Annotated in this window: 21 protein-coding genes; 11 read left to right on the forward strand and 10 right to left on the reverse strand. The window is 63.5% G+C overall.

Translation table 11 applies throughout. The features are described 5' to 3' along the window. The first annotated feature begins 16 nt into the window (after positions 1-16). From ATY75_RS06285 to ATY75_RS06310, 6 genes are read left to right on the forward strand one after another with little or no spacing between them, the layout of a single operon-like run. Positions 17-1,627 (forward strand): ABC transporter substrate-binding protein, encoded by a 1,611-nt coding sequence (locus ATY75_RS06285; RefSeq protein ID WP_088936860.1) that lies wholly within the window; start codon positions 17-19, stop codon positions 1,625-1,627. Positions 1,628-1,667: 40 nt separating this feature from the next. Further along, entirely contained in the window at positions 1,668-2,657 is a 990-nt protein-coding gene (locus ATY75_RS06290; protein ID WP_088936861.1) for an ABC transporter permease, read from the forward strand. Next, on the forward strand, positions 2,654-3,487 hold the full coding sequence (locus ATY75_RS06295; RefSeq protein ID WP_088936862.1) for an ABC transporter permease: 834 nt from the start codon (positions 2,654-2,656) through the stop codon (positions 3,485-3,487). Before ATY75_RS06290 ends, ATY75_RS06295 begins: the two co-directional genes overlap by 4 nt. Continuing rightward, positions 3,484-4,281 carry an ABC transporter ATP-binding protein gene (locus tag ATY75_RS06300; protein WP_088936863.1) on the forward strand — a complete coding sequence of 266 codons (798 nt, stop codon included), beginning with the start codon at positions 3,484-3,486 and terminating at the stop codon, positions 4,279-4,281. Before ATY75_RS06295 ends, ATY75_RS06300 begins: the two co-directional genes overlap by 4 nt. Then, positions 4,278-5,057, forward strand: coding sequence for an ATP-binding cassette domain-containing protein (locus ATY75_RS06305; RefSeq protein ID WP_088936864.1), 780 nt, complete (start codon positions 4,278-4,280; stop codon positions 5,055-5,057). The genes ATY75_RS06300 and ATY75_RS06305 overlap by 4 nt, the downstream gene beginning before the upstream one ends. Positions 5,058-5,068: 11 nt before the next feature. Next, a complete protein-coding gene (locus ATY75_RS06310; RefSeq protein ID WP_088936865.1) occupies positions 5,069-6,163 on the forward strand; it encodes an aminotransferase class V-fold PLP-dependent enzyme in 1,095 nt (364 codons plus the stop codon). A 72-nt stretch (positions 6,164-6,235) separates the two neighbouring features. On the opposite strand, the gene ATY75_RS06315 is transcribed toward ATY75_RS06310, so the two are convergent. Together ATY75_RS06315 and ATY75_RS06320 are read right to left on the reverse strand one after the other, a co-directional pair. After that, a complete protein-coding gene (locus tag ATY75_RS06315; protein ID WP_088936866.1) occupies positions 6,236-7,639 on the reverse strand; it encodes an aminomethyltransferase family protein in 1,404 nt (467 codons plus the stop codon). A gap of 50 nt (positions 7,640-7,689) precedes the next feature. Beyond that, positions 7,690-8,568 (reverse strand): methylenetetrahydrofolate reductase, encoded by an 879-nt coding sequence (locus tag ATY75_RS06320; protein WP_088936867.1) that lies wholly within the window; start codon positions 8,566-8,568, stop codon positions 7,690-7,692. 269 nt (positions 8,569-8,837) lie between these two features. Here ATY75_RS06320 and ATY75_RS06325 point away from each other — a divergent pair, with 269 nt between their 5' ends. The 3 genes from ATY75_RS06325 (at position 8,838) to ATY75_RS06335 (ending at position 12,439) form a co-directional block, all read left to right on the forward strand. Then, a complete protein-coding gene (locus ATY75_RS06325; protein ID WP_088936868.1) occupies positions 8,838-9,590 on the forward strand; it encodes a GntR family transcriptional regulator in 753 nt (250 codons plus the stop codon). 135 nt (positions 9,591-9,725) lie between these two features. Next, a complete protein-coding gene (locus tag ATY75_RS06330; protein ID WP_190241321.1) occupies positions 9,726-10,589 on the forward strand; it encodes a glycerophosphodiester phosphodiesterase family protein in 864 nt (287 codons plus the stop codon). 209 nt (positions 10,590-10,798) lie between these two features. Further along, positions 10,799-12,439, forward strand: a complete 1,641-nt coding sequence (locus tag ATY75_RS06335) for a diguanylate cyclase (RefSeq protein WP_190241319.1) — start codon at positions 10,799-10,801, stop codon at positions 12,437-12,439. 26 nt (positions 12,440-12,465) lie between these two features. On the opposite strand, the gene ATY75_RS06340 is transcribed toward ATY75_RS06335, so the two are convergent. The 7 genes from ATY75_RS06340 to ATY75_RS06370 are packed head-to-tail and all read right to left on the reverse strand — an operon-like array spanning position 12,466 to position 19,650. Further along, positions 12,466-13,275, reverse strand: coding sequence for an inositol monophosphatase family protein (locus tag ATY75_RS06340; protein WP_088936871.1), 810 nt, complete (start codon positions 13,273-13,275; stop codon positions 12,466-12,468). Continuing rightward, positions 13,275-14,279 carry a LacI family DNA-binding transcriptional regulator gene (locus tag ATY75_RS06345; RefSeq protein WP_088936872.1) on the reverse strand — a complete coding sequence of 335 codons (1,005 nt, stop codon included), beginning with the start codon at positions 14,277-14,279 and terminating at the stop codon, positions 13,275-13,277. The genes ATY75_RS06340 and ATY75_RS06345 overlap by 1 nt, the downstream gene beginning before the upstream one ends. Next, positions 14,263-15,042 (reverse strand): glycerophosphodiester phosphodiesterase, encoded by a 780-nt coding sequence (locus tag ATY75_RS06350; protein WP_088936873.1) that lies wholly within the window; start codon positions 15,040-15,042, stop codon positions 14,263-14,265. The genes ATY75_RS06345 and ATY75_RS06350 overlap by 17 nt, the downstream gene beginning before the upstream one ends. Beyond that, positions 15,042-16,097 (reverse strand): ABC transporter ATP-binding protein, encoded by a 1,056-nt coding sequence (locus ATY75_RS06355; protein ID WP_088936874.1) that lies wholly within the window; start codon positions 16,095-16,097, stop codon positions 15,042-15,044. Before ATY75_RS06355 ends, ATY75_RS06350 begins: the two co-directional genes overlap by 1 nt. Then, positions 16,097-16,939, reverse strand: a complete 843-nt coding sequence (locus ATY75_RS06360) for a carbohydrate ABC transporter permease (RefSeq protein WP_064842165.1) — start codon at positions 16,937-16,939, stop codon at positions 16,097-16,099. The genes ATY75_RS06355 and ATY75_RS06360 overlap by 1 nt, the downstream gene beginning before the upstream one ends. Before the next feature lie 2 nt (positions 16,940-16,941). Then, positions 16,942-18,243, reverse strand: coding sequence for a sugar ABC transporter permease (locus tag ATY75_RS06365; protein ID WP_088936875.1), 1,302 nt, complete (start codon positions 18,241-18,243; stop codon positions 16,942-16,944). Positions 18,244-18,303: 60 nt separating this feature from the next. After that, a complete protein-coding gene (locus tag ATY75_RS06370; protein ID WP_088936876.1) occupies positions 18,304-19,650 on the reverse strand; it encodes an extracellular solute-binding protein in 1,347 nt (448 codons plus the stop codon). 247 nt (positions 19,651-19,897) lie between these two features. Here ATY75_RS06370 and ATY75_RS06375 point away from each other — a divergent pair, with 247 nt between their 5' ends. Both ATY75_RS06375 and ATY75_RS06380 read left to right on the forward strand, forming a co-directional pair. Then, a complete protein-coding gene (locus tag ATY75_RS06375) occupies positions 19,898-20,356 on the forward strand; it encodes a YbaK/EbsC family protein (RefSeq protein WP_088936877.1) in 459 nt (152 codons plus the stop codon). A gap of 83 nt (positions 20,357-20,439) precedes the next feature. Then, positions 20,440-21,441: a Tim44 domain-containing protein gene (locus tag ATY75_RS06380; RefSeq protein ID WP_088936878.1), complete on the forward strand. Its 1,002-nt coding sequence runs from the start codon at positions 20,440-20,442 to the stop codon at positions 21,439-21,441. A gap of 20 nt (positions 21,442-21,461) precedes the next feature. Here the strand turns inward: ATY75_RS06380 and ATY75_RS06385 are convergent, their stop codons facing one another. Next, the gene (locus ATY75_RS06385) at positions 21,462-22,493 is read right to left on the reverse strand and encodes a hydroxyacid dehydrogenase (RefSeq protein WP_088936879.1); all 1,032 of its coding nucleotides are present in this window, start codon (positions 22,491-22,493) and stop codon (positions 21,462-21,464) included.

Here is a 22,493-nt window from a genome sequence, read left to right on the forward strand (position 1 = left end):
TCGATCAGGAGGGGTCATGACCGTACCATCTATCTCGCGGCGCACGCTGATGAAGGGCACTGCCCTGCTGCTGGCTTCGACGGCGCTGGCCCGTCAGGCGCTGGCGCAGGCCGCGCCCGCCGGTGGCCGGCTGATCGTTGCGGCCGATTCCGAGCCGAAGAACCTCAATCCTGCCATCGTCGCTTCGAACGGCGTCTTCTTCATCGCCAGCAAGGTGATCGAACCGCTGGCCGAAGCCTCGTTCGACGGCAAGGACGGGCTTGCGCCGCGGCTTGCCACCTCCTGGGAAGGCTCGGCCGACGGCCTTTCCGTCACCTTCAAGCTGCGCGACGGCGTCACCTGGCACGACGGCAAGCCGTTCACCTCGGTCGATGTCGCCTTCTCCGCCCTCAACATCTGGAAGCCGCTGCAGAATCTCGGCCGCCTGGTCTTCGCCAATCTCGAAGCCGTCGATACGCCTGACGATTACACCGCCATCTTCCGCTTCTCCAAGCCGACGCCGTTCCAGCTGATCCGCAACGCCCTGCCCGTCGTCACCAGCGTCGTCGCCAAGCACATCTTCGACGGTTCCGACATCGCCGCCAATCCGGCCAACAACAAACTCGTCGGCACCGGCCCGTTCAAATTCGCCGAATACAAGCCCGGCGAATATTACCGGCTGACGCGCAACGAGAATTATTGGGACAAGGACCAGCCGAAGCTCGACGAGATCGTCTTCCGCGTGCTGCCCGACCGCGCCTCGGCGGGTGCTGCACTCGAAGCCGACGAAATCCAGCTTGCCGCCTTCTCGGCCGTGCCGCTGGCCGATCTCGACCGCATCTCCAAGGTCGACGGCATCAAGGTGATTTCGAAAGGTTACGAGGCCTTGACTTATCAGCTTGTCGTCGAGATCAATCATCGCCGCAAGGAGCTCGCCGACCTCAGGGTCCGCCAGGCGATTGCGCAGGCGATCGACAAGAAATTCGTGGTCGACACGATATTTCTCGGCTATGCCGGCGCCGCCACAGGCCCGGTGCCGAAGAATGCGCCGGAATTCTATACATCCGATGTCGCGACCTATGATTTTAGTCCGGCCGCCGCCAACGATATTCTCGACAAGGCGGGGTACAAACAAGGAGCGGACGGCAACCGCTTTAAGCTGAAGCTTCGCCCCGCGCCCTATTTCAACGAGACCCGGCAGTTCGGCGATTACCTTCGCCAGGCGCTCGCCGTGATCGGCATCGATGCGGAGATCGTCAATGCCGATGCGGCCGCGCACCTGAAGGCGGTTTATACGGATCACGATTTCGACCTTGCCGTCGGCCCGCCGGTCTTCCGCGGCGATCCGGCGATCTCCACCACCATTCTCGTTCAGTCCGGCACACCGGATGGCGTGCCCTTCTCCAACCAGGGCGGTTACGCCAATCCGGAGCTCGACAAGATCATCAAGCAGGCCTCCGAGACCGTCGATACGGCGGCGCGCACCGATCTTTATCGCAAGTTCCAACAGCTCGTCGTCGCCGATCTGCCGCTGATCAACGTCGCGGAATGGGGCTTCATCACCGTCGCCCGCGACACGGTGCTCAACGTCTCGGACAATCCGCGCTGGGCCGTCTCGAACTGGGGCGATACCGCCTTGCAATCGTGATAGGATCGGCGGCAATTCTCTTCCAGAGGCCCTGTCCGGCGTGAAACGTGCAATCCTCCTCCTGCGGCGCAGGGCGATCAGCAGCCTTCCGGTGCTGCTGATCGTGGTGATCTTCACCTTTTTCCTGCTCGAATCCGCCTCGGGCGATGCCGTCGATGCCTATCTCGGCTCGATCGGCGGCGGCGATGCGGCGCTCAGGCAGTCGCTGCGTGAGAGCTACGGTCTCGACCACTCCATGCTGGCGCGCCTCTGGCTTTATCTCTCCTCGCTGGCGCGGCTCGATCTCGGCTGGTCGGTCGCCTTCGACCGGCCCGTCGGCGCGCTTATCGCCGAGCGCCTGCCCAACACGCTGCTGTTAATGGGCAGCGCTACGGCGCTGTCCTTCGGCTTCGGCTCGGCGCTCGGCATCCTGGCGGGCGCGCGGCCGGGGTCCGTGCGCGACCGGACGCTGTCGATCGGTTCGCTGATCGTCTACGCCATCCCGAGCTTCTGGCTCGGCCTCGTCCTCAGCATCGCCTTTTCGGTCAAGCTGCGCTGGTTTCCGATCGCCGGCATCGAGACGATCGCTTCAGGAAAAACCGGTTTTTCCCGCGCGCTCGACATATCAGACCATCTGGTTCTGCCGGTTGGTGCGCTCGCCCTGATCTATCTCGCTCTGTTCCTGCGGGTGATGCGCGCCGGCATGGGACAGGTGTGGAGACTCGATTTCGTCCTCTTTGCCCGCGCCAAAGGCCTGTCGCGCAGCCGCATCGTGCTGCGCCATGTCGCGCGCAATGCGCTGCTGCCACTCGTCACCATGCTCGGGCTGCAATCGGCGGCCATGCTCGGCGGCAGCGTGGTGATCGAGAGTGTCTTTGCGGTCCCCGGCTTCGGGCGCCTGGCGCAAGAAGCGGTCAACGGCCGCGACGCGCCGCTGTTGATGGGGATCATCCTCACCAGCGCCGTGCTTGTCATTGCGGTCAATTTCCTCGTTGATCTCGTCTATGCTGGGCTCGACCCGCGCATCGGCGCTTCGGAGGGTGGTGCATGAGCCGTCTCCGGCGCATCCTCAGCACACCGGAAGGAGTGATCGGGCTTGCGATCCTTGTCATCCTGCTTCTGTTCGGGCTGCTTGCCCCCATCGTCTCGCCCGGCGATCCACTCAGGATCGCCGGGCGGGCGCTGCTGCCGCCCTTCACCGATCCGGCCTTTCCGCTCGGCACCGACCGGCTGGGCCGCGACGTGCTCGCCGGCCTCCTATATGGCGCGCGCACCTCGCTTGCCGTCGGCCTTGCGGCGGCCTTTTCGGCGATGATCCTCGGCGTCTGTGTCGGCATGGCCGCCGGTTTTGCCGGCGGGATCGTCGATGAGGCGCTGATGCGGGTGGTCGACGCCTTCCAGATCGTGCCGGCCTTCCTGCTTGCCCTCGCCTTCGTCAGCAGCATCGGGGTGTCGACCCCGATCGTCGTGCTTGCCATCGCGCTCGGCGCCTGGGCCGATCCGGCGCGGCTGACACGGGCGCAGGTGCTTTCCATTCGCGAACAGGATTACGTCGCCTCGGCAAGGGTGATCGGCATGCATCCCGCGGAGATCGCCTTCCGGGAAATCCTGCCGAATGCGCTGCCGCCGGTGCTGGCGCTTTCCGCCACCATCGTCGCCAGCGCGATCCTGACCGAGGCCGCGCTGTCCTTCCTTGGCCTCGGCAATCCGAATATCGCCACCTGGGGTTCGATGATCGCCGAGGGCCGCAGTGTGCTGCGCTCGGCTGCCTATCTCTCCGTCATCCCGGGCGCAGCACTTGCCGTGACCGTGCTCGGCGTCCATCTGTTCAGCGAAGGTCTTGGCAAGGCGCTTGGCAATGACGGCGGGAGGGCGGCATGAGCGGCATCTTCTGCAGCGTCCGGCAGCTTTCGGTCACCTATGGGCGCGGCAAAAACAATGCTGCTGCCGCGCTCGACGGTATCGATCTCGATATCGCCGTCGGCGAAAGATTGGCAGTCATCGGCGAAAGCGGCTCCGGCAAGAGCACGCTTGCCCGCGCGCTCACCGGCCTGCTGCCCGAGGGAACGGAAGTCGCCGGCGAGATGGTCTGGCCCGCCCTCGGCCACCCGCCCCGCCCGGGGCGCGATTTCGGTTTCGTCTTCCAGGATCCCGGCACGAGCCTCAATCCCGTCCTGACGATCGGCGAGCAGATTGCCGAAGGCGCCAGGCGTCATCTCGGTGTCAGCTGGAAACAGGCCTTTCTCAGAGCCGAAGAATTGCTCGAACGGGTGCGCATACCGCAGCCCGGCAAGGCAATGCGGGCCTTTCCGCATCAGCTTTCCGGCGGCCAGCGCCAGCGCGTGGCGATAGCCGCGGCCATCGCTGCAAGACCCGCGCTGTTGATCGCCGACGAGGCGACCAGCGCCCTCGATGTTGTCGTCCAGGCCGAGATCGTCCGCCTGCTCGACGGGCTGGTGCGCGAGGACGGCATGACGCTGCTGTTCATCACCCACGATATCGCGCTCGCTTCCGCCTTTGTCGACCGGATCGCCGTTTTCCGCGATGCACGCCTCGTCGAGGCCGGTCCCGTCCGTTCGGTGGTTTCGGCGCCCGAAAGCAGCTATACCGCGGCCCTCATTGCCAGCCATCGCGACCTGGCGACACTACCGCTGATTTCGGAGGTAGCGCCGTGAGCCCGCTGCTTTCCATCGAAAACATTTCGAAAGGCTTTTCGTCGTCGGGCCGCCGGGTTGTCGCCCTGGACAATGTGTCGCTGGCGATCGCAGCTGGCGAAACGCTCGGTCTGGTCGGTGCCTCCGGCAGCGGAAAATCGACATTGTCGCGCATCCTGCTGCGGCTTCTCTCCTGTGATGCCGGTGCGATCCGTTTCGAGGGAGAGGATTGGCTGACGCTGAAAGGTGCTGCCCTGCGCCGCAGGCGCGCGCGCCTGCAGATGGTGTTCCAGGATCCGCTGGCCGCCTTCAACCCGCTGGCGAATGTCGGGTCGGTGCTCGACGATCCCTTGCGCATCCACGGCATGGTGTCGAAAGACCGGCGTGCCGGCGAGATCGCAATGCTTCTCGAACGTGTGGGCCTCACCGCCGATCACGCCACCCGGCCGGTCCGCGCGCTTTCCGGCGGCCAGCGTCAGCGCGTGGCGATTGCCCGGGCGATCGCGACAAGGCCGTCGCTGCTGGTGCTCGACGAGGCGGTCTCGGCGCTCGACGTCACCGTGCGCGGCCGGATCCTCGAACTTCTGGTCGATCTGCAGAAGCAACAGGGCATTGCCTGTCTGTTCATTTCGCACGATCTTGCCGTGGTCCGCGCCGTCTCCCACCGCATCGCCGTCATGGATGGTGGCCGAATCGTCGAGACCGGTCCGGCGGCGACAGTCGTTGCAGCGCCGCAATCCGAGGCCGCCCGCGCGCTTGTTGCCGCCGTCCCTCGTCTGGTGATCGATCCGTCCTGAAGGAGAAGCCCATGTCCGATCTTGGTTGGAATCCCCTGCACGGCGTGCCCTCCTATCCTGCGGAGCGCTATGCCGTCCTCGCCGACAGGATCGGCAGCATCTTGCGCAGCCGCAGCGACGTCGTGCTGGTGCAGGCCGAGGCGGTAGTGGCGCTCGAAGCCGTCGCGGTCAGCCTTGCGCGCCCCGGCCTTTCCGCCCTCAACATCGTCACCAGTCCCTATGGCGGCTGGTTCGGGCAATGGCTGCGGCGGGGTGGTGCAGCGGTCCAGGATATCGTTGCCGAACCCGGCCTGCCGATCGAGATCGAAGCAGTCGCCTGGGCGCTCGAGGCCGGTTCCGAGATCGATGTGCTGGCTGTGGTTCACGCGGAATCGGCGAGCGGCATTCTGAACCCGCTGCCGGAGATCCTGGCGCTGGCGCGCACCCGCGGCATCGTCACTGTCGTCGATGCGGTCGCCTCGGTCGGCGGCCATCGGCTCGACGTCGAGCATCTCGGCATCGACATCGCAGTGATCGGCCCGCAGAAGGCGCTCGGCGGACCGGCCGGCGTGTCGGCGCTTTCGCTCAGCCCTCGCGCCTGGGATCTGATCCTGAGCGACGGCGCCCCGCGCGATTCAATCCTGTCGCTGGCCGACCTCAGAACATGGGTCGATGGTGGCCGGCGGGCTCTGCCGGGAACACCGGCGCCCTTGGAATTCTTCGCGCTGGAGGCCGCACTCGACCGCATCGAGGCCGAAGGCCTGGAGAATGTCGTTACCCGCCATGCGCTGGCTGCATCGGCGACACGGGCGGGGCTAGCCGCGCTCGGCGCTTCGGCCTGGGTTTCGGCAGCAAAGGCCTCGAACCTGGTGACCGCGGTGCCGGTGCCGGAGGGCTTGGCGCCGGCTGCGCTGATCGCAGCCGCCGGACGGCTGGGAGTGGAGTTGACCGAAGGTGTGGGAACCACGCCGGCCGGCCTCGTGCGGCTGAACCACACAGGCCCGCGCGCCTCGTTCCAGGCGGCGCTCTCGAATGTCGTGGCCTATGGCGCGGCTCTCAGGCAGGCCGGTCATCCCTCAGATATCGCCGCTGCTGCGGAGGCGGTATCCGTGGTTTACAGCCGCTGAGAGAATGCGGTCGGAACCGGCAAGGCGGCAGGGGACCGCCCGGCGTGGATGGCCAGGCGGTCCGGCCTTGGATTACGCCGTCTGCCGGGTACGCCAGCTGTCGGCATAGGCCTCGCGGGCGTCACGCGCGTAAGGGACCGGCGCGACCTTGACCCGGATCTCGAGCTGCTTGTGACGTTCGACGGTGGTCTTCCGGGTTCCGCCATCCGGTTCGCCCCAAACGAGGGTCAGCACGTCGCCGACCTGCACGCCCGGGTCGACCGTGCCGAGCGAAAGCATGGTGCGTTCGTTGTGGCTGTAGCCTGAAAACATCGACAGGCCGATCGTCCTGCCGCTCTTCATCACCTGGTCGTAGCTCGATGAGGCGTAGTTCGACAGCGGCAGGTCGATATATTTATAGTTATCGCTTGAAGGGTCGAACAGCGATTGGAAGACTTTGGCGACATCGTCCTGGTTCCAGGCGAATGTCACCTTCTTGCGATGCGGCGTGTCGGCGATCTTTTCCAGCGCGGCGCGGCCGATGAAGTCGTGATCGAATTTGACGAACGGGCCGTAGCCGAGTTCGTATGGGGTCAGGTAATAATCTTCGATGTTGTCGGAGACGAAGCTGCCGCCGATCGAGCCGGTTGCTTCATAGCTATCGGCGCCCAGCCATTCGCGGAAGGGTTTCATGCGCTCGTCGGTATAAACTGCCGGCAGCGGCGAGGGAATCCAGCCGGATTCCAGCGTGTTTGTCGCATAGGCACGGGCGCCGACCTGGCGCAGGCCAAATTCCTCACCGGCTTCCAGGATGACGTTGCGGATCTCGTCCCCTTCTTCATAGGGCCCGAAAATCTCCAGGCCAGGAGCGCCCGACATGCCGTGGCGCAGCGTGCGCACACGGCGCCCGCCGATGTTCATCGTGTCCATATTGAAGAACTTGACGTCGGCGAGCGGCCCGCCATTGACCTTTTCGAGGATCTTCCAGGCGTTCGGCCCCTGTATTTGGTAGCGGTAGCGCCGGCGCACGACCGGTTTGCCGCCCGGTCGCGACGGCGAACGGTCGTCGCGGTCGAGCCTCACGTCGTAGCCGCCGGTCCGCCCGTGGAATTCGACCCAGTTGATCGTCGGCGCGCGGCCGACGATCAGGTACTGGTTTTCGGCCAGATGGAAGAGAATGACATCGCCGATGACATGGCCGCTATGGCTGACCGGCACGAACTGCTTGGCGCGGTTGACCGGGAAATTGGCGAAACTGTTGATGCCCAGATAGGAGATGAGCTTCAGCGCATCCGGCCCCTCGATCATCAGTTCGGCCATATGATGCGACTGGTCAAAGAGCACGGCGGTTTCGCGCCAGGCGCGCTGCTCGTCGCGCCAGTTGCTGAATTCCGGCGGCACGACGGGATAGATATAGGCGCCGATCGGCGAATTGCGGAGCATGTTCACCGTGTTGCCGGCGGCGCTCAGCTTCTGCTCCAGGCTCTGTTTCGTCATGATATTCCTCCCATTGAACGAAGATGATGGTCGAGGCCTTGCGGCCGGTTTCAGTCAGAGGCTGCCTGCTGCTCTGCCCAGCGGATGGATTGGGCCGGATCGCCGAAGGTGAAGAAATGCGCGCCGCCGATGCCGAGGTCCGGTTCGGCGGCCTGCGCTGCGGCGATATCGATCAGCAGCTCTTCCGGCGTTTCACCCGAAAGCATGTTGCGGGCGATCTCGCTTCTTTCGCGCAGCGCCCGCAAGGATGCGCCGACGCCGCAGCGAAGCGCGTATTTGAGAAGCTTCGTGCGGCCGGCCGGTCCGGCGATGCCGACCCTGAGCGGCGCCGCCACGCCCCGATCGCGCAGCCGCCGCGCAAAGCTGAGGAGCGGCTGCGGATCGAACAGGAACTGGCTCACCAATAACACATCGAGCCCGGCACGGGCAGCCGCATCGACCTTTGCGGTCAGCGCGGTGTCGAGCACGGCGCCGGCGATCCGCGGATGCCCTTCCGGGTAGCAGGCGATGGCGATGCGGCCGACGCCATATGTCTGGAAGAGCCCGGTTTCGATCAGGTCCAGCGCGGAGCCGAAGGCCCCGGCGGCATCGTCCCGATCGCCGCCGAGGACGAGCGCGTGGCGGACGCCGGCCTCCTCGGACAGCCGGGCGAGCATGGTGTCAAGTTCCAGGCGGTTGCGGATATTGCGGGCGACGATATGGGGAACCGGCACGAAGCCGGCGTCTCTCAAACCCGCCGCGGCCCTGACCAGAAGCCCGATATCCTCCTTTGGAAGATGGGCGATGAAGACCTCCGAGCCCGGACGCAGGGTCGCGGTCATGCTCTGCAGCGACGAGAGGTCGCGCGACGTCACCTCGATGGAATAATGCGAAAGAAGGTCGGCAAGAGGTGCCTTCTCCCTGATCTCGCTTTGCGGCGCAATTGTCACAAGCTTCTCTCCTCATCCTGCACGGACCTTCTGTGTCCATCCTGTATACAGAGATAGGCTGAAAATTACGCTGTCAGCAAGTGGCATAACAGATATCGCGGAAAATTCTCTAATCATGACTATATAGATAACTTTTCAGTTATATATTGATATGTAGACGCTTATGATATAAGCGCTTGACACGAGACGGTATACATATCGTACTCCATTTGGAGGGCGGAATTTCGTCCGCGACGCGTGACGGCCCAGCGCCGGAATAGGGATGAGAGATGGCCGCGGAAAAGGGAAGCGTGGATCGCAAGCGCGACAGCCAGGCCTTGAAAGGCCTTCTCGGCGTGCGGGACCTCGTGCTCGGCGGCGGTGTCTCGCCGGGCGAGCGTCTGTCGGAGGTCTGGCTCGCCGAAAAGCTCGGCATTTCGCGCACACCGCTGCGCGCGGCCCTTGCCCGTCTCGAACAGGAAGGCCTGCTCGAGCAGATCCCCTCCGGCGGTTATGCCGTGCGCGGTTTCACCACGGCGGATGTTTTCGACGCCATCGAGTTGCGTGGCGTGCTTGAAGGCACGGCGGCGCGTCTCGCCGCCGAACGCGGCGTCACGCCGGCCAAGCTCAAGGCGATCAGGGGACTGATCCTCGAGCTCGACAAATGCTTTCGCGATCGACCGGAGGACATGCTGTTTGCCCAGTATGTCGAGCTTAATGCGGAATTCCATTCCATGCTCGCCGGTCTTGCCGGCAGCGAGACGATGCGGCGCGAGGTGGAACGGGCGGCACAGCTGCCATTCGCCTCGCCGAGCGCCTTTCTGGAAAAGCAGGAGGATGTGCTCGCCTTCCGCCTGTCGCTGGTGCATGCGCAGCGTCAGCACCGCGACATCGTTGCGGCGATCGAGATGCGTGAAGGCACGCGCGCCGAGGCGCTGACGCGGGAACATGCGCGCCTCGCGCGGCACAATCTGGAATTCGTCATGGAAGAGGATCGCAGCCTGATCACCCGCGTTCCGGGACTGACGCTGATATCGACGTGAGACGCGGCCGGCCGCCAAACCGCCAGCCTGACTCGGCCTGACGAGAATGTCGCACCTCCGATGATAGCCCGTCTTCGGCCTTGATAATCACCGCTCGTCAAGGCAGGAGAGTAGCATCGCGGAGATTGGATGAAGATGACGAGATTGCTGGACGCGCGGGGCCTGGAGATTTCGCATGAGGGGCATCGCACCCGCCTGAAATGGCACCGGCTGCGCAAGCGGTTTGCCGATCCGCTGTTCTCGGCCGACGTGATGGCGGAGGGTTTTGCAGCCGGCGCCTCGATGGAACTCGATATGCGGGTGCGCGCCGATGGCGGTTTCGTCGTGCTGCACGATGAGGAGCTCGACGGAGAAACGACGGGACATGGGCCGATCGCCGAAAAGAGCCTCGGCGACCTCGGCGATATCAGGATGAAGGAGGGCGACCGGCCGCTGATCCTTAGCGAGGATCTCGCCGCCATGATGCAATCGACGCATCCTGCCGCCTTGCTGCAGTTCGACATGAAGGACGATTATGAGGCGATCGGCGCGAAGGGCATCGCGCACCTTGCCGCGCATTTCCGCGATATCGCCGCCTCTGTGATCGTCAGCGCCGGCAGTCTCGACCTCATCGTCGCCGTCAAGGAGAAGCTGCCGCATCTCCTGCGCGGCATCGATCCCACAGACAAGCTCTACGGCATCGGGCAGGCGAGCGGCTGGAAGGCCGTCGAGCTCGCATTGCGCGCCGACCTGCGCGGCCCGACCGAACCGGACACGATCTATCTCCACTGGCCGCTGATCCTTGAGGCTGCCAAGGGAGGTCTCGACATGATCGCGCTCTGCCAGGACGAAGGCAAGCGCGTCGATGCCTGGACGTTTACCCTCAAGGATCCCGAGGCCGGTTTCAGCGACGAGGAATGGCGAAACTTCCAGGCGCTGATGGCCCTGAAGCCGGATCAGGTCACCACCGACGAGGCGCCGGCGACCGAACGCGCCTGGGATCGGCGCATGGCTGATTAACCGCGGGCGTCGGCGCCTGATTCCGAAAGGTATAGGCGGCTTCCGACGCGTTTTAGTTCTTTGTTTTCATGCATTTCGTTACCCCGGAGCCGTGCCACGCTTCCGGGCGACCTGCATTATTTCAGGGCCTGTCGCATGTCTTGCACAATTTGCACCATTTTAAACTTGTGATGTTATCCCCATCCGACAGTCAAACGTTGGTGTCCGATATGCAAGTTGTTAATACTGTAGCAATTACTCAACAAGCAAATTCCAGCTTACAGGAAGCATGGCACCTCGGGTGCACGGGCCGTTCGATCGAGGCACTCGCGCTGGCCGGCGAAATTCTTGCCGATGCCAGGGCGCGGGGCGACGATCGGCTCGCCGCTCAATGCGATACCGACATTGCCTGGTACTGTTTTCAAACCGGCAAGGCCGAACTCGGGCTGACACATGTCCGCCGGGCGGTTGACTTCTGGAAATCGACCGGGGAGCCGAATGAGGAAGCCTACGCCCGGGCTTATTTCGGATGGCTGCTGCTGGAATTGGGCCTGCCTGAGGAAGCGATCGAAGAGGCCACCCGCGCGCTGGATCTCGCCGACAGGACCGCAGACCCGAAAGCGCAAAGCCTCGCCACCAACGTCATCGGCATTATCTTCTGGTACAACAAGCAGCCGGACCGGGCCATCCTGATGAGCGAGCGCTCTGTCGAGCTCGCCAGGTCGATCGGCGACAAGACCTATGAATGCTGGTGGCTCGTCAATCTCGGCGGCGCCCATTCGGAAGGCGGATATATTGCGCAAGCGCTCGGCCAGACGGAAGAAGGACGCCGGCTGCTGACGAGAGCGCTTGAGCTGACCGATGAGGCGCTGGATCTGGCAATCGAGATCGGCGACAGCTGGGCGGCGCGCATCTGCCTCGGCAACAATGCCGATTATTACAGTCACCTCGGCGAGCATGAGAAGGCGCTCCAGTGCATGGAGCGCTACCAGCTGTTTCAGGAAAACAGCTATGTCAGGGACAGGCAGCAATATCTCTACACCCTGGGCCAGATCTACAATAGTTACGGAAAATTCGAAGAAGCCCGGTCGCTGCTGCTCGAGGCAATGGCATTGATCAGCGAGGGTGGCAGTTTCGATTCCTACATTCAGATCTATTTTTACCTGTCGCAGGCGCATGAAGGGCTGGGACAGTTCGATCTGGCGCTGGAGGCGCATAAGAAATACCACCAGGCATATTTGCAGAACAGCGCCGAGAGGACCCAGCAGCGCGCACGCCTGGCCGAAATCTACTATGAAACCAAGCGGCTCAAGGAAGTTGCCGAAACCGAGTCAAAGCGCGCCGATACGCTGGAGGCCTCCTATCAGAAACTGCAGGAGGAAACCGATATCCTTGCCAGTGCCGTCTATCTGGACGCGCTGACCGGGCTCTATAACCGCAAATATCTCGACAGCCGCTTCAAGGAACTGACGTCCGAGAAGCGTCCCTATTCCATCGCCATGCTTGACGTCGATCACTTCAAATCGGTCAACGACAACTTCTCTCACATGATCGGCGACCAGGTTCTGAGCGCCATCGGGACGATTCTGCGCAACCAGCTCAGGATTACCGACCAGGCGATCCGCTTCGGCGGCGAGGAGTTCGTCGTCCTGCTGGCCGGCTCTCCTCGAGGGGCTGCCGATGTCTGCGAAAGACTGCGTGCGGCCGTCGAGCAATGGGACTGGTCGGAGATCTGCAACGGGCTGCGCGTCACGATCAGCATCGGCGTTGCCGGCACGCTGTCTGCCAATTCTCCGAGCGAGATTTTAGCGATCGCCGACCAGAACCTCTACACGGCGAAAAAGTCCGGTCGCAATCGCGTTGTTGCGTAGCGCGGCACGCCTTGGTGCAACTTACACTATAGTCCCTCGATGTCGAGGATGAAGGCGAATTCGCCGGCGAGCTCCGGCGAGTGGGCGATGACCGGCCCGCCATTGGCAAGCAGCCTGTCGACATCAGGCATCGCCACCCTGGCGCCGGCCTCTTCGGCGATCAGCGCGCCGGCGAGCATGTCCCAGGCATTGAGATGGCGTTCGTAGTAGAGATCGGCCGCGCCCTCCGCGACGCGAACGAGGTCGATCGCCGCCGCGCCTGTGCGGCGGTAGTCCATGCCGCGTTCGTGGAGCCGCTTGGAGAGCGCCAGATGGTCGTCGAAGCTGGTCTTGCGGGAATGGCCGAGAATGACCAGCGCATTGGCCGGGTCGGTGGTTGCGGCCGCATGGATCGGCAGCCCGTCCTTGAAGGCGCCGCCGCCGCGGACGGCGTGAAAGACCTTGTCCTCGGTGGCATCGTAGACCACGCCGATCTCGATCCTGCCGCCGGCGACGAAGGCGATCGAGACGGCCCAATGCCGGAAGCCCCTGATATAGTTGGTCGTGCCGTCGATCGGATCGACGACCCAGGTGCCGCCCTCGCCCGATCGCCCGCCACTCTCTTCGCCCATGAACGTATCGCCCGGAAAATGTGAGAGCAGCCCGTCGCGGATCGCCTGTTCGGCCTGCCTGTCGGCGATGGTGACGAAATCCTGCAATCCCTTGTTCTCGACGGCCAGCGTGCCGGGTTTCGAGCTGCGCCGGAACCGGGCCGCTTCCCGTCCGGTCTCGAGGGCGACTGAGATTGCGACCTCCGCCCGGGTGCGGATGGCGGCGGCATCGAATGCGGAATTCATCAGGCAGTCCTTCTTCGTATCAGTGTCACCGGCGTGAATTCGACGCGCGCCGTCAGGTCCGGTTCAGCAATTCGGCTCATCAGCAGGTCGACCGTCTGTTCGGCCTGGATGTCGCAGGGTTGGCGGATGGTCGTGAGGTCGTAGGCCGTCCAGGCTGCCTGGGGAATGTCGTCGTGGCCGATAATGGGGAGCGGCGGCGCATCGTCGCGGCTGCGGCCCTGCATGACCCGGTCGACCACGCCGCAGGCCATGTAATCATTGGCGCAGAACAAGCCGTCGATGCCGGATACGGCAAGCTCGCCGGCCGCATCGTAGCCGCTCTTGTAGTCGTTGATCCTGATCTGCAGCAGCTGCGCCTCAACGCCCAACTGCTTGCAGCGCGCGATGAAGGCCTCGCTGCGCCGGCGCGCCGTATAGGATATGGCGGGAGAGGCCATCACCGCGGGCTTTCGCGCGCCGCTGTCGATCAGGTGGGCGGCGGCGAGATAGCCGGCCATGCGGTCGTCGGAGATGATGCGGTCGACGAAAGGGATATCGTTGCCCTTGTTGATCAATACGATCGGCACGCCTTCGGCCGCGCATTGCTCGCAGATCTCGGTCGGCGGCGCGTCCGACGTAACGATGACGCCGGAGACGGCATAGTGCAGCAGCTGGCCGATGACCGTCGAGGTATCCGCCTCCTGCGAGGTCGGCAGCAGGATGGGGCGGAAATTGCGGGCGATCAGCGCTCTCGCCAGGTTCTCGATCTGCAGCGTTCGGAACGGGTTGTCGAGGCCGGCGGCAACGACGCCGACGAGATCGGAACGTTTGTTGGTAAGGCTTCTGGCAAGATAGTTCACCCGGTAGCCGAGATCCTTGGCGGCCTGGAACACCTTCTCGCGCGTCTTCGGCGAGACGCTGGCATCCGGCGTGAAGGCGCGCGACACGGCGGCGCGCGACACGCCGGCCACACGCGCCACGTCGAAGGAGGTTACCTTGCGTGGTCCCTTATCCCTGTCTGCCAACTGCCTTTTCCCTCTCTGTCGACGGTCGCATCAGATCCGGAAGATCCGTGCAGATGCCGAGGACCGGAAGCTTCATGATGTCGTCGAGAATGCTCCGCCGCTCCTCGTGCCAGAGCACGATCTCGCGGCCCGCCTCGAAGGCGCGCCGCATCAAGCCCTCGGTTACCAGATCCTGCGGCCGCTCGCCTGCCCTTTCCCAGCAGAGATGCAATATATCGGCGCCGGCCTCGTCACCCAGCGCATGCGGATCATGACCGACACGGATCAGCACCGAAAGCGGGAAGTCGCAGCCGGCGTCGCGGAGTTCACGCACCTGCGCCGTGTCGAAGGAGCCGAGGCAGGCAAAACGCTGGTTCATCTCGGCAAGATGGCGCCAGCAGAGCACGCCGGTTCCGGGCGCCTTGAGCTCGACATAGAGACCGGTGCCGGTCTCGCGGCCGAGAGCGGCGACCTCCGAAAAAGGCGGCACGTCGACACCGTCAAGGGCGGCAAGTTCGGCGGCCGTCATGTCGGAAATGCGGCGGTCGATGCCGAAGACGCGCTCGAGATGATCGTCATGCGAGACCACGACCACGCCGTCGCGGGTCAGCTGCGTGTCAAGCTCCCACATCTCGGCGCCGAGTTCGGCAGCACGGAGGAAAGCGGCGATCGTGTTTTCGCGCTCGTGGCCGCTGGCGCCGCGATGGCCGATGCAGAAGGGAAGCCGGCCCCTGGCCGTCGGCCAGCCGTAACGCTCGAAAAATGCCTGGAAATCGCGGGCCATCAGAGCCTCCTGCCATTTTCGTCGAAGACGAAAACGCCACGGCTGTCGATCGCCCAGCGGACATCGTCGCCGACATGGATATCGTTACGCACCGGCTGGATCGAGCGCAGCAGCGGCCCGCCGGCCAGAGCCACGTCGTAGAGGTTCTCGCGCCCTTGCGTTTCGGCGAAGGTGACCTTGCCGGACACGGTGACGTCGCCTGCCGGGGTGAAATGCTCCGGCCGGACGCCGAGCATCAGCTTTGTACCCTCGGCGGCACCGACGGTATCAGGCAAAGGCACGCGGATTTCGCTTTCCGGGATTCTAAAGGCGCCCTTGTCGACGACGCCGCGCAGGAAGGTGATCGGCGGATTGCCGAGGAAACCGGCGACGAAGGCGGTCTTCGGATCATTGTACATTTCGGCCGGCGTGGCGATCTGGACGATCTCGCCTTCCTTCATGATGGCGATGCGGTCGCACATGCTCATCGCCTCAACCTGGTCATGGGTGACGAGAATGGCGGTGATGCCGGTCTCGCGCTGCAGGCGGCGGATTTCCGAGCGCATTTCGAGGCGCAGCTTGGCATCGAGATTGGCGAGCGGTTCGTCGAGCAGCAGCACATCCGGCTTGCGGATCAGGGCGCGCGCCAGCGCCACGCGCTGCTGCTGGCCGCCGGAAAGCTGCGCCGGCCGCCGTTCGATGAGATTGTCGATATGGACAAGTGCGGAAATGCGCTCGACCTCCTTGCGGATGTCTGAGGCAGGCACGCCCTTCACCTTCAGGGGAAAACCGATGTTTTCGCCGACCGTCATATGCGGATAGAGCGCATAGGACTGGAAGACGACGCCGACATTGCGGGCCTGGCTCGGCAGGTCGGTGACGTCGCGGTCGCCGAAGAGGATGCGCCCGCTGGTCGGCCGGTGAATGCCGCAGACCGCAAAAAGTGTTGTCGATTTGCCGCAGCCGGAAGGGCCGAGCAGCGCCAGCATCTCGCCGTCGCCGACTTCGAGCTGCATGTTTTCGATGACCTTGGTGGAGCCGAAGCTCTTCGAGAAATTGTCGAGGAGGATGCGCATCAGCCTTTGCTCCCGCCGCCGTAGATGTTCATGAGATATTTGTTGAAGAGCGCGTAGGCAATCAGCACCGGAACGAGATAGAACAGGCCGACCGCCTTGAACATATTGAAATCGTAATTGTTGTCGTCGAACAGGAAACCCGCGAGATAGACCGACAGCACCTGCACGTCGTTGCCCGGCGCCAGCACCTGCGGCAGGATGAACTCGCCCCAGCCGGCGAGGAAGGAAAACAGCGCGAGCGCCATGATGCCTGGCTTGACCTGCGGCAGCACGAGGCTGCGCCAGACGCGGAAACGCGAGGCGCCGTCGACGACGCCGGCCATTTCGATTTCCCAGGGCACGGTGTCGTAGAAACCCTTCATCAGCCAGATGCCGAGCGGCAGGTCGATCGCCGCCTTCACCAGAATGACGCCGATCAGCGAATTGTAGAGGCCGATCATCTGCAGCACGATGAAGATAGCGATGATCAGCGTCACCGACGGGAAGGCATGCAGCACCATGACGCCGGCAAGGAAGAAGCCGCGCGCCGGCACGTTGAGCCGTGACAGCACGTAGCCGGCCATTGACGAGACGATGAGCACCAGGCTGGTGGTGCAGGCCGAAAACAGCAGCGTGTTGAGCGTCACATGCCAGATGTTCGCCTTACCGGGCGTCGTCTGCCACAGGAAGCGCCAGTGATTGAGCGTCAAGCCGGAGGGCAGCAGCGCATCCGGCTGTTTCACCGTCACGGTGTCGAGGAAGAGGTAAAGATACATCAGGAGCAGCGGCAGGCTGACGATGGTCAGCGCCGTGATGACGGGCCAGCTGCGATAGTTTGCCGAGGGCTGCGATTGTTCGGCCATGGTCAGTCCTCGATCAGGGGCTTGGCGACAAGCGTGCCGTAGTTGAAGACGCGCAGATAAAGGAGCGACAGCACCACGCCGATGACGACGAGCACCAGCGCCATGGCCGCGCCCAACCCGTATTCGAGGTTGCCCGCATAATTCCTGAGCGCGGTGTGATAGGCGGAGAGCGCCCAGACCTCGGTCGCGTTGCCCGGTCCGCCATTGGTGGCGAGCAGGATTTCATTGAAGGAGGCAAGCAGCGACAGCGTCTGGTAGCAGGTGACGAAAAGGATCGGCCAGCGCATCTGCGGCAGGATGATGTAGCGGATCTGCTGCCAGCGCGAGGCGCCGTCGACCTCGCTTGCATAGAACTGGCTCTTCGGAATGGCCTTCATCGCCGAGGAAAACACCAGCATGCCCATCGAGGCGCCGATGAAGCCGTTGATCAGCACGACGAAGAACCAGGCATTATAGGCGGTATCGAGCAGGTAGTTCTTCGGGGGGTAGCCGAATTTGCCCATCAGGATAGAGATGAAGCCGCTGTCCCAGGCAAGCCATTTCCACAGCAGGACGTAAATGACCACGGGCGTGATGCGCGGCAGGAGCCAGATGCCGCGAAAGATCGAGGCAGGCGTCGGCGGCATATAATGCGTCAAGATGGCGAGCAGCAGGGCATAACCGACGTTGAAGAGGGTCAGCACCAGCGCGACATAGAGCACGGTGTTGAAAAGCACACGCGCCATGTCGGGAGACCTGGCCATGCGCGAGAAATTGTCTGATGTCCAGGTCCAGCCGGTATAGGTGGTCTTGGCGACGATTTCCTTCTGCTCCGGCGTCAGCTGGAAACCCAGACCGTCCAGCGCCGAAAACAGCTGCCCCTTGCTGTCGAAGCGGGTGTTGAGGACGGAGCGGTTGAACTGTTCGGAGATCTGCTTGACCTCACGTGTCGACGGCCGCTCGGCCAGATCCTTGATCATTCGCTCGACATCGCGGCGTGCCGGGAAGACTGCGCCGGTATGTTTGGCGCGCAATTCGGCGGCAATCCCCGGCGCCAGCCCGAGTCCCTCGACGGCCTTCAGGCCTGCCTCGTCGATGGTGTAGCGCGGTTCGGCCATTTCGGTGGTGATCTCCGGCATCGCCGATTTCAGCGCGATCAGGGAGTTGGGCGCAATCTGGTAGACGCCGCCGGAAATGCCGGTCGCCGTCGTCATATTGGTCATCGAAAAGACCGCCGTCAGAACCACCGGCATCAGGAAGAACAGCACGATCATGACCGCCGCAGGGGCGATCATCACCAGTCCGAGCGTTCTGGACGATTTCATGGAAGGCCTCCTCGCGGAACCGACCGGGCGGCGGGGTTTGCCGCCACCCGTAGGCGTGTTTCAGCGAATGACGATCTTGTCGCCGAGCGTGCTTTTCAGCTCGCTCTCGGCATCGCCGACGGCGGCGTCGACGGTCTTGGCGCCGGTCCAGGACGCTTCGAGGTTCTTCCACATGATGTTCCAATATTTGCCGAAATCGGAATTGTTCGGCATCGCATTGGCATGCGGCAGCAGGCGCTCGGTGGCTTCGCGGGTCCAGCGGTCGGCCGAGTAGAAATCGACGGTGGATTCCGATTTGGAGATGCCGAGATGGGCGGATTTGACCGCATGCAGCGCGTTGGTGCGCGGCTCGGAGGCGATCTTGACCAGTTGGGCGGCGATCTCGGTGTCTTCCTGATCGTGACCTGCGGTCAGGAGGTAGACGAGCGGATGGGTCAGCGTGTTGGCCTTGCCGCCTTCGCCTGCGGGGATCAGCGTGAAGATCACGTTGCCGAAGAAATCCTTGAGGCCTTCCTGGTTGACGAGACGGGCATAGTGCCAGGTGCCGCCATCCCAGATGCCGGCCTTGCCGGTGGCGACTTCCTTCCACCACTGATCACCAGGCATGCCGATGTGGTTCTTCTTGGTGACGCCTGATTTAACGGCATCGGCGAAGAACTGATAGGTGCGGGTCATCGCCGCCTTGTCGAAAACGAGCTTGCCGTCTTCTTCCATCGTGCCGCCGAACGAGGTGTAGAACTGCCAGTAGTCGGGGCCGTTGCTGGTGCGCGGATAGAAGCCGTAGCCGGGCTGGACCAGGCCCTTGTCCTGCATCTTCTTGGCGTCTTCGAGCAGGTTCTTCATGGTGTACTTGCCGTCTTGGACACTCTGCGGCAGCGCATCGAGATCGGCGTCGCTGTAGCCGATCGCCTTCATATAAGGCTTCCAGAAGAACATCGGGCGGGATTCGGCATCCTGCGGAATGCCGTAGACGGTGCTGTTGTAAGAGGCGATCTGCAGCAGGTTTTCATAGATGTCGCTGAGCGGCCAGGAGTCGAGATCGACATAATCCTCGATCGGGACGATGAGGCCTGCCTGCGACCAGGGCGCGATGTCTTCGTGGCCGCTGACGACGATGTTCGGGGCGGTCTTGGCCTCGGCGGCAAGGGTCAGCGCCTGCTTGAAGTCCTCCCAGGCGGAATAGGGCTTCTTCTCGACGGTGATCTTCAGGTCTTCGCCCTTGAGGGCGGCTTCGCGCTGCAGTTGCTGGGCGGCGATCTCGATGGCGTCGAGGCGATAGACGTCGTTCGGGCCGGTGCCGCCGGCCCAGACGCTGATGTGAACGTCCTTGGCAAGCGCAATTGCAGAGCTCGAAGCCAGGATGGCGGCGGCAATGGTGAGGGATTTCAGTGTCGGCAAAATGGTCATCTTCTTCGTCTCCCTAGAAGAGCAGTGTGAAGCCTCTTGGCGGGTCAGCACTGCTGATGATGGCCGCTCCGAAACCCCACGAAAACGTGACAATGTCCGCTCTAGGGGTTTGATGTAACGGCCGAATGACAAAATTGAGCACGTGTGCAAAATTATTATGACGATGTCTGTCAGACTTGCAAGCGGCGGTTTTCGGCGGGTGGCTTTTGTGCTTCAAATCGCGCGGTTGCTGGTCTAGCATGGCATCATGAGCCTAGAATCCGTCCGCGCCTTCCTCCGTGTGCATGCACCCGATATCGACATCATCGAAACCGCCGGGAGCTCCTCAACGGTGGCCCTTGCCGCCGAGGCTCATGGCGTCGAGCCCGCCCAGATCGCCAAGACGATCTGCCTGCGCGTCGGCGAGCAGATGATGCTGGTCGTTGCCGGCGGCACCGCAAGGCTCGACAATCGCAAATTCAAGGATACGTTCGGCGCCAAGGGACGCATGCTCGACGCCGAAGAGGTGGTGGCGGTCACCAGCCATCCGGTCGGCGGCGTCTGCCCCTTCGGTCTGCCGTCGCCGCTGCCTATCTATTGCGATATCTCGCTGAAACGCTTCGATGAAGTCGTGCCGGCCGCCGGCTCGACGAATTCGGCGGTGCGCATCGAAACTGGACGGCTGGCCGAGCTGACCGGCGCCAGCTGGGTCGATGTCTGTCAGTAAGCGGCGAAAGAACTTCAAACCTGCGAAAGAGTACCTATATCCTATCACGACATGCCGTGACTGCGCATGACAGGAGATCAGGAATGCCGAGTGCCATTTCGCGTTTTGCCAAGTTCGCGGCGATTGCCGTTCTCACGAGCGCTACAATTTTTGCTTCCCTTGGCGATGCAGAAGCGCGCCGGGCCGGCAGCAGCGGTTTCGGAAGCCGCGGTACCCGCACCTTCCAGGCGCCGCCTGTCACCCAAACCGCGCCGGCCCCCGCCGCGCCGATCGAACGGTCGATGACGCCGCGTCCGCAGACCACGGCGCCAGCGACCGCGCAGCAGCCCTTCGGCGCCCAGCGCCCCGGTCTTTTCGGCGGCTTCGGCCGTTCGATGATCGGCGGCCTGATTGCCGGCGGCCTGCTCGGCATGTTGCTCGGTCACGGTTTCGGCGGCGGCTTCGGCTTCCTCGGCATGCTGCTGCAGATCGCGCTGATCGGCGGCGCCGTTATGCTGGCCATGCGTTATTTCGCCAACCGCCGCCAGCCCTCCTACGGCGCCGGTGGCCAAAGCGGCTCCTTCAGCCGGTCCTATAGCATGTCGCCCGCCAACAACTCCTCCTTCCAGATCCCGGCGATCGGTTCCGGTTCAGCTTCCTCCTCGCGCGGCAACCGGCCGAGCGACGAGATCGGACTGGCGCAGGCCGATCTCGATCAGTTCGAGGAATTGCTGACCGACGTTCAGACCGCTTACGGTGCCGAGGATTACGCCACGTTGCGCCGGCTGACGACGCCCGAGGCGATGTCTTATCTTGCCGAGGAACTCGGCGAAAACGCCAGCAACGGCGTGCGCAACCGGGTCTCCGAGGTCAAGCTGCTGCAGGGCGACATTGCCGAGGCCTGGCGCGAAGACGGCCAGGAATATGCGACGCTCGCCATGCGCTACTCCTCGATCGATGCCATGGTCGAACGCGACAGCGGCCGCGTCGTTTCCGGCGACGACCGCCGCCCGAGCGAAAGCACCGAGGTCTGGACCTTCGTGCGCAAGCCCGGCGCCGACTGGAAGCTGGCGGCGATCCAGGGAAGCGAGCAGCGCGCCGCCTGAGGTGGCGCGCGTCTGCCGGCTTAATTCACCGCCACCGGTTTGGAGCGCATGCGCGAAACCGTTTCACGTTCCGCCCGCTTGCAGCGCATCGGCGGCAGGCCGCGATCCATCAGGTCCATATCCTCGAGCACCATGTCGCCCATTTTCTTGAAGGCGCTGTCGAGCGCGCCGGCCCGATGCGCCGAGTGGATGAAGCCTTTCAGGCTCCGCACCGGGTGGTCGGCCGGCAGCGGCTCCTCAGGATAGACGTCGCTTGCTGCGACGATATGACCAGACGCGACGGCAGCCATCAGCGCTTCGAAATCGACGACGTCGGCGCGGCTGAGCAGGATGAAGGCCGCGCCGCGGCGCATGCCGGCGAAGGCCTCCGTGCCCAGAAATCCCTTGTTTTCACTGGTGACGGCAGCGACGACGAAGACGAAATCGCTCTTCGTCAGCACATCCTCCAGGCTCGCCGGCTCGACGCCGTTTTCCTCGAGGATCGAGCGGGGCAGCCAGGGATCGAACACTCTGATGCGCGCCCTGAAGCCGGACAGCAGCCGGCGCAGCGCCTTGCCGAGATCGCCGAAACCGACGATGCCGATCTCGGAACCGGCGATCAGCCGGGCACTCGCATTGCCCTCCCCGCCCCAGAGTTCGGTGCCTTGGCGAAAGGCAACGTCCGCATCGACGATGCCACGCGCCAGGGCCAGCGCGAAACCGAGACCGATTTCGGCGACCGGTTCGGCGAAGACCTGGCCCGTCGTCACGACATGAATGCCGCGCTCAAAGAGCACGTCATAGGGCATGTTGTTCATCAGATTGCTTTCGACGTTGAGGATCGAGCGCAGGGCCGGCATCCTGGCCAGCGTTTCCGCCGAAAGCGGCGGCTGGCCGATGATATAATGCGTCCTGCCGAGAACCTCGTCGCCGAGGCCGGCGATATTGTCGGGATCGGCCTCGACGATTTCGTATTTCGCATGCAGTTCGGCGCGCGCCGGATCGCTGAAGATCAGATCGAGCGTGCGCGGCTCGGGCGCGCTGATCGCCAGCGGCCGTTCGGTCTTCATCAT

The organism is Rhizobium sp. N122, from assembly GCF_002211295.1.
Taxonomy (GTDB): Bacteria; Pseudomonadota; Alphaproteobacteria; order Rhizobiales; family Rhizobiaceae; genus Rhizobium.

Bases quoted from the DNA above. Each gene is read 5' to 3' on its own strand.
- ATY75_RS06285 (WP_088936860.1), top strand. From the start codon at position 17: ATGACCGTACCATCTATCTCGCGGCGCACGCTGATGAAGGGCACTGCC.
- ATY75_RS06295 (WP_088936862.1), top strand. From the start codon at position 2,654: ATGAGCCGTCTCCGGCGCATCCTCAGCACACCGGAAGGAGTGATCGGG.
- ATY75_RS06300 (WP_088936863.1), top strand. From the start codon at position 3,484: ATGAGCGGCATCTTCTGCAGCGTCCGGCAGCTTTCGGTCACCTATGGG.
- ATY75_RS06310 (WP_088936865.1), top strand. From the start codon at position 5,069: ATGTCCGATCTTGGTTGGAATCCCCTGCACGGCGTGCCCTCCTATCCT.
- ATY75_RS06315 (WP_088936866.1), bottom strand. From the start codon at position 7,639: ATGACGAAACAGAGCCTGGAGCAGAAGCTGAGCGCCGCCGGCAACACG.
- ATY75_RS06325 (WP_088936868.1), top strand. From the start codon at position 8,838: ATGGCCGCGGAAAAGGGAAGCGTGGATCGCAAGCGCGACAGCCAGGCC.
- ATY75_RS06330 (WP_190241321.1), top strand. From the start codon at position 9,726: ATGACGAGATTGCTGGACGCGCGGGGCCTGGAGATTTCGCATGAGGGG.
- ATY75_RS06335 (WP_190241319.1), top strand. From the start codon at position 10,799: ATGCAAGTTGTTAATACTGTAGCAATTACTCAACAAGCAAATTCCAGC.
- ATY75_RS06340 (WP_088936871.1), bottom strand. From the start codon at position 13,275: ATGAATTCCGCATTCGATGCCGCCGCCATCCGCACCCGGGCGGAGGTC.
- ATY75_RS06350 (WP_088936873.1), bottom strand. From the start codon at position 15,042: ATGGCCCGCGATTTCCAGGCATTTTTCGAGCGTTACGGCTGGCCGACG.
- ATY75_RS06355 (WP_088936874.1), bottom strand. From the start codon at position 16,097: ATGCGCATCCTCCTCGACAATTTCTCGAAGAGCTTCGGCTCCACCAAG.
- ATY75_RS06360 (WP_064842165.1), bottom strand. From the start codon at position 16,939: ATGGCCGAACAATCGCAGCCCTCGGCAAACTATCGCAGCTGGCCCGTC.
- ATY75_RS06365 (WP_088936875.1), bottom strand. From the start codon at position 18,243: ATGAAATCGTCCAGAACGCTCGGACTGGTGATGATCGCCCCTGCGGCG.
- ATY75_RS06370 (WP_088936876.1), bottom strand. From the start codon at position 19,650: ATGACCATTTTGCCGACACTGAAATCCCTCACCATTGCCGCCGCCATC.
- ATY75_RS06375 (WP_088936877.1), top strand. From the start codon at position 19,898: ATGAGCCTAGAATCCGTCCGCGCCTTCCTCCGTGTGCATGCACCCGAT.
- ATY75_RS06380 (WP_088936878.1), top strand. From the start codon at position 20,440: ATGCCGAGTGCCATTTCGCGTTTTGCCAAGTTCGCGGCGATTGCCGTT.
- ATY75_RS06385 (WP_088936879.1), bottom strand. From the start codon at position 22,493: ATGATGAAGACCGAACGGCCGCTGGCGATCAGCGCGCCCGAGCCGCGC.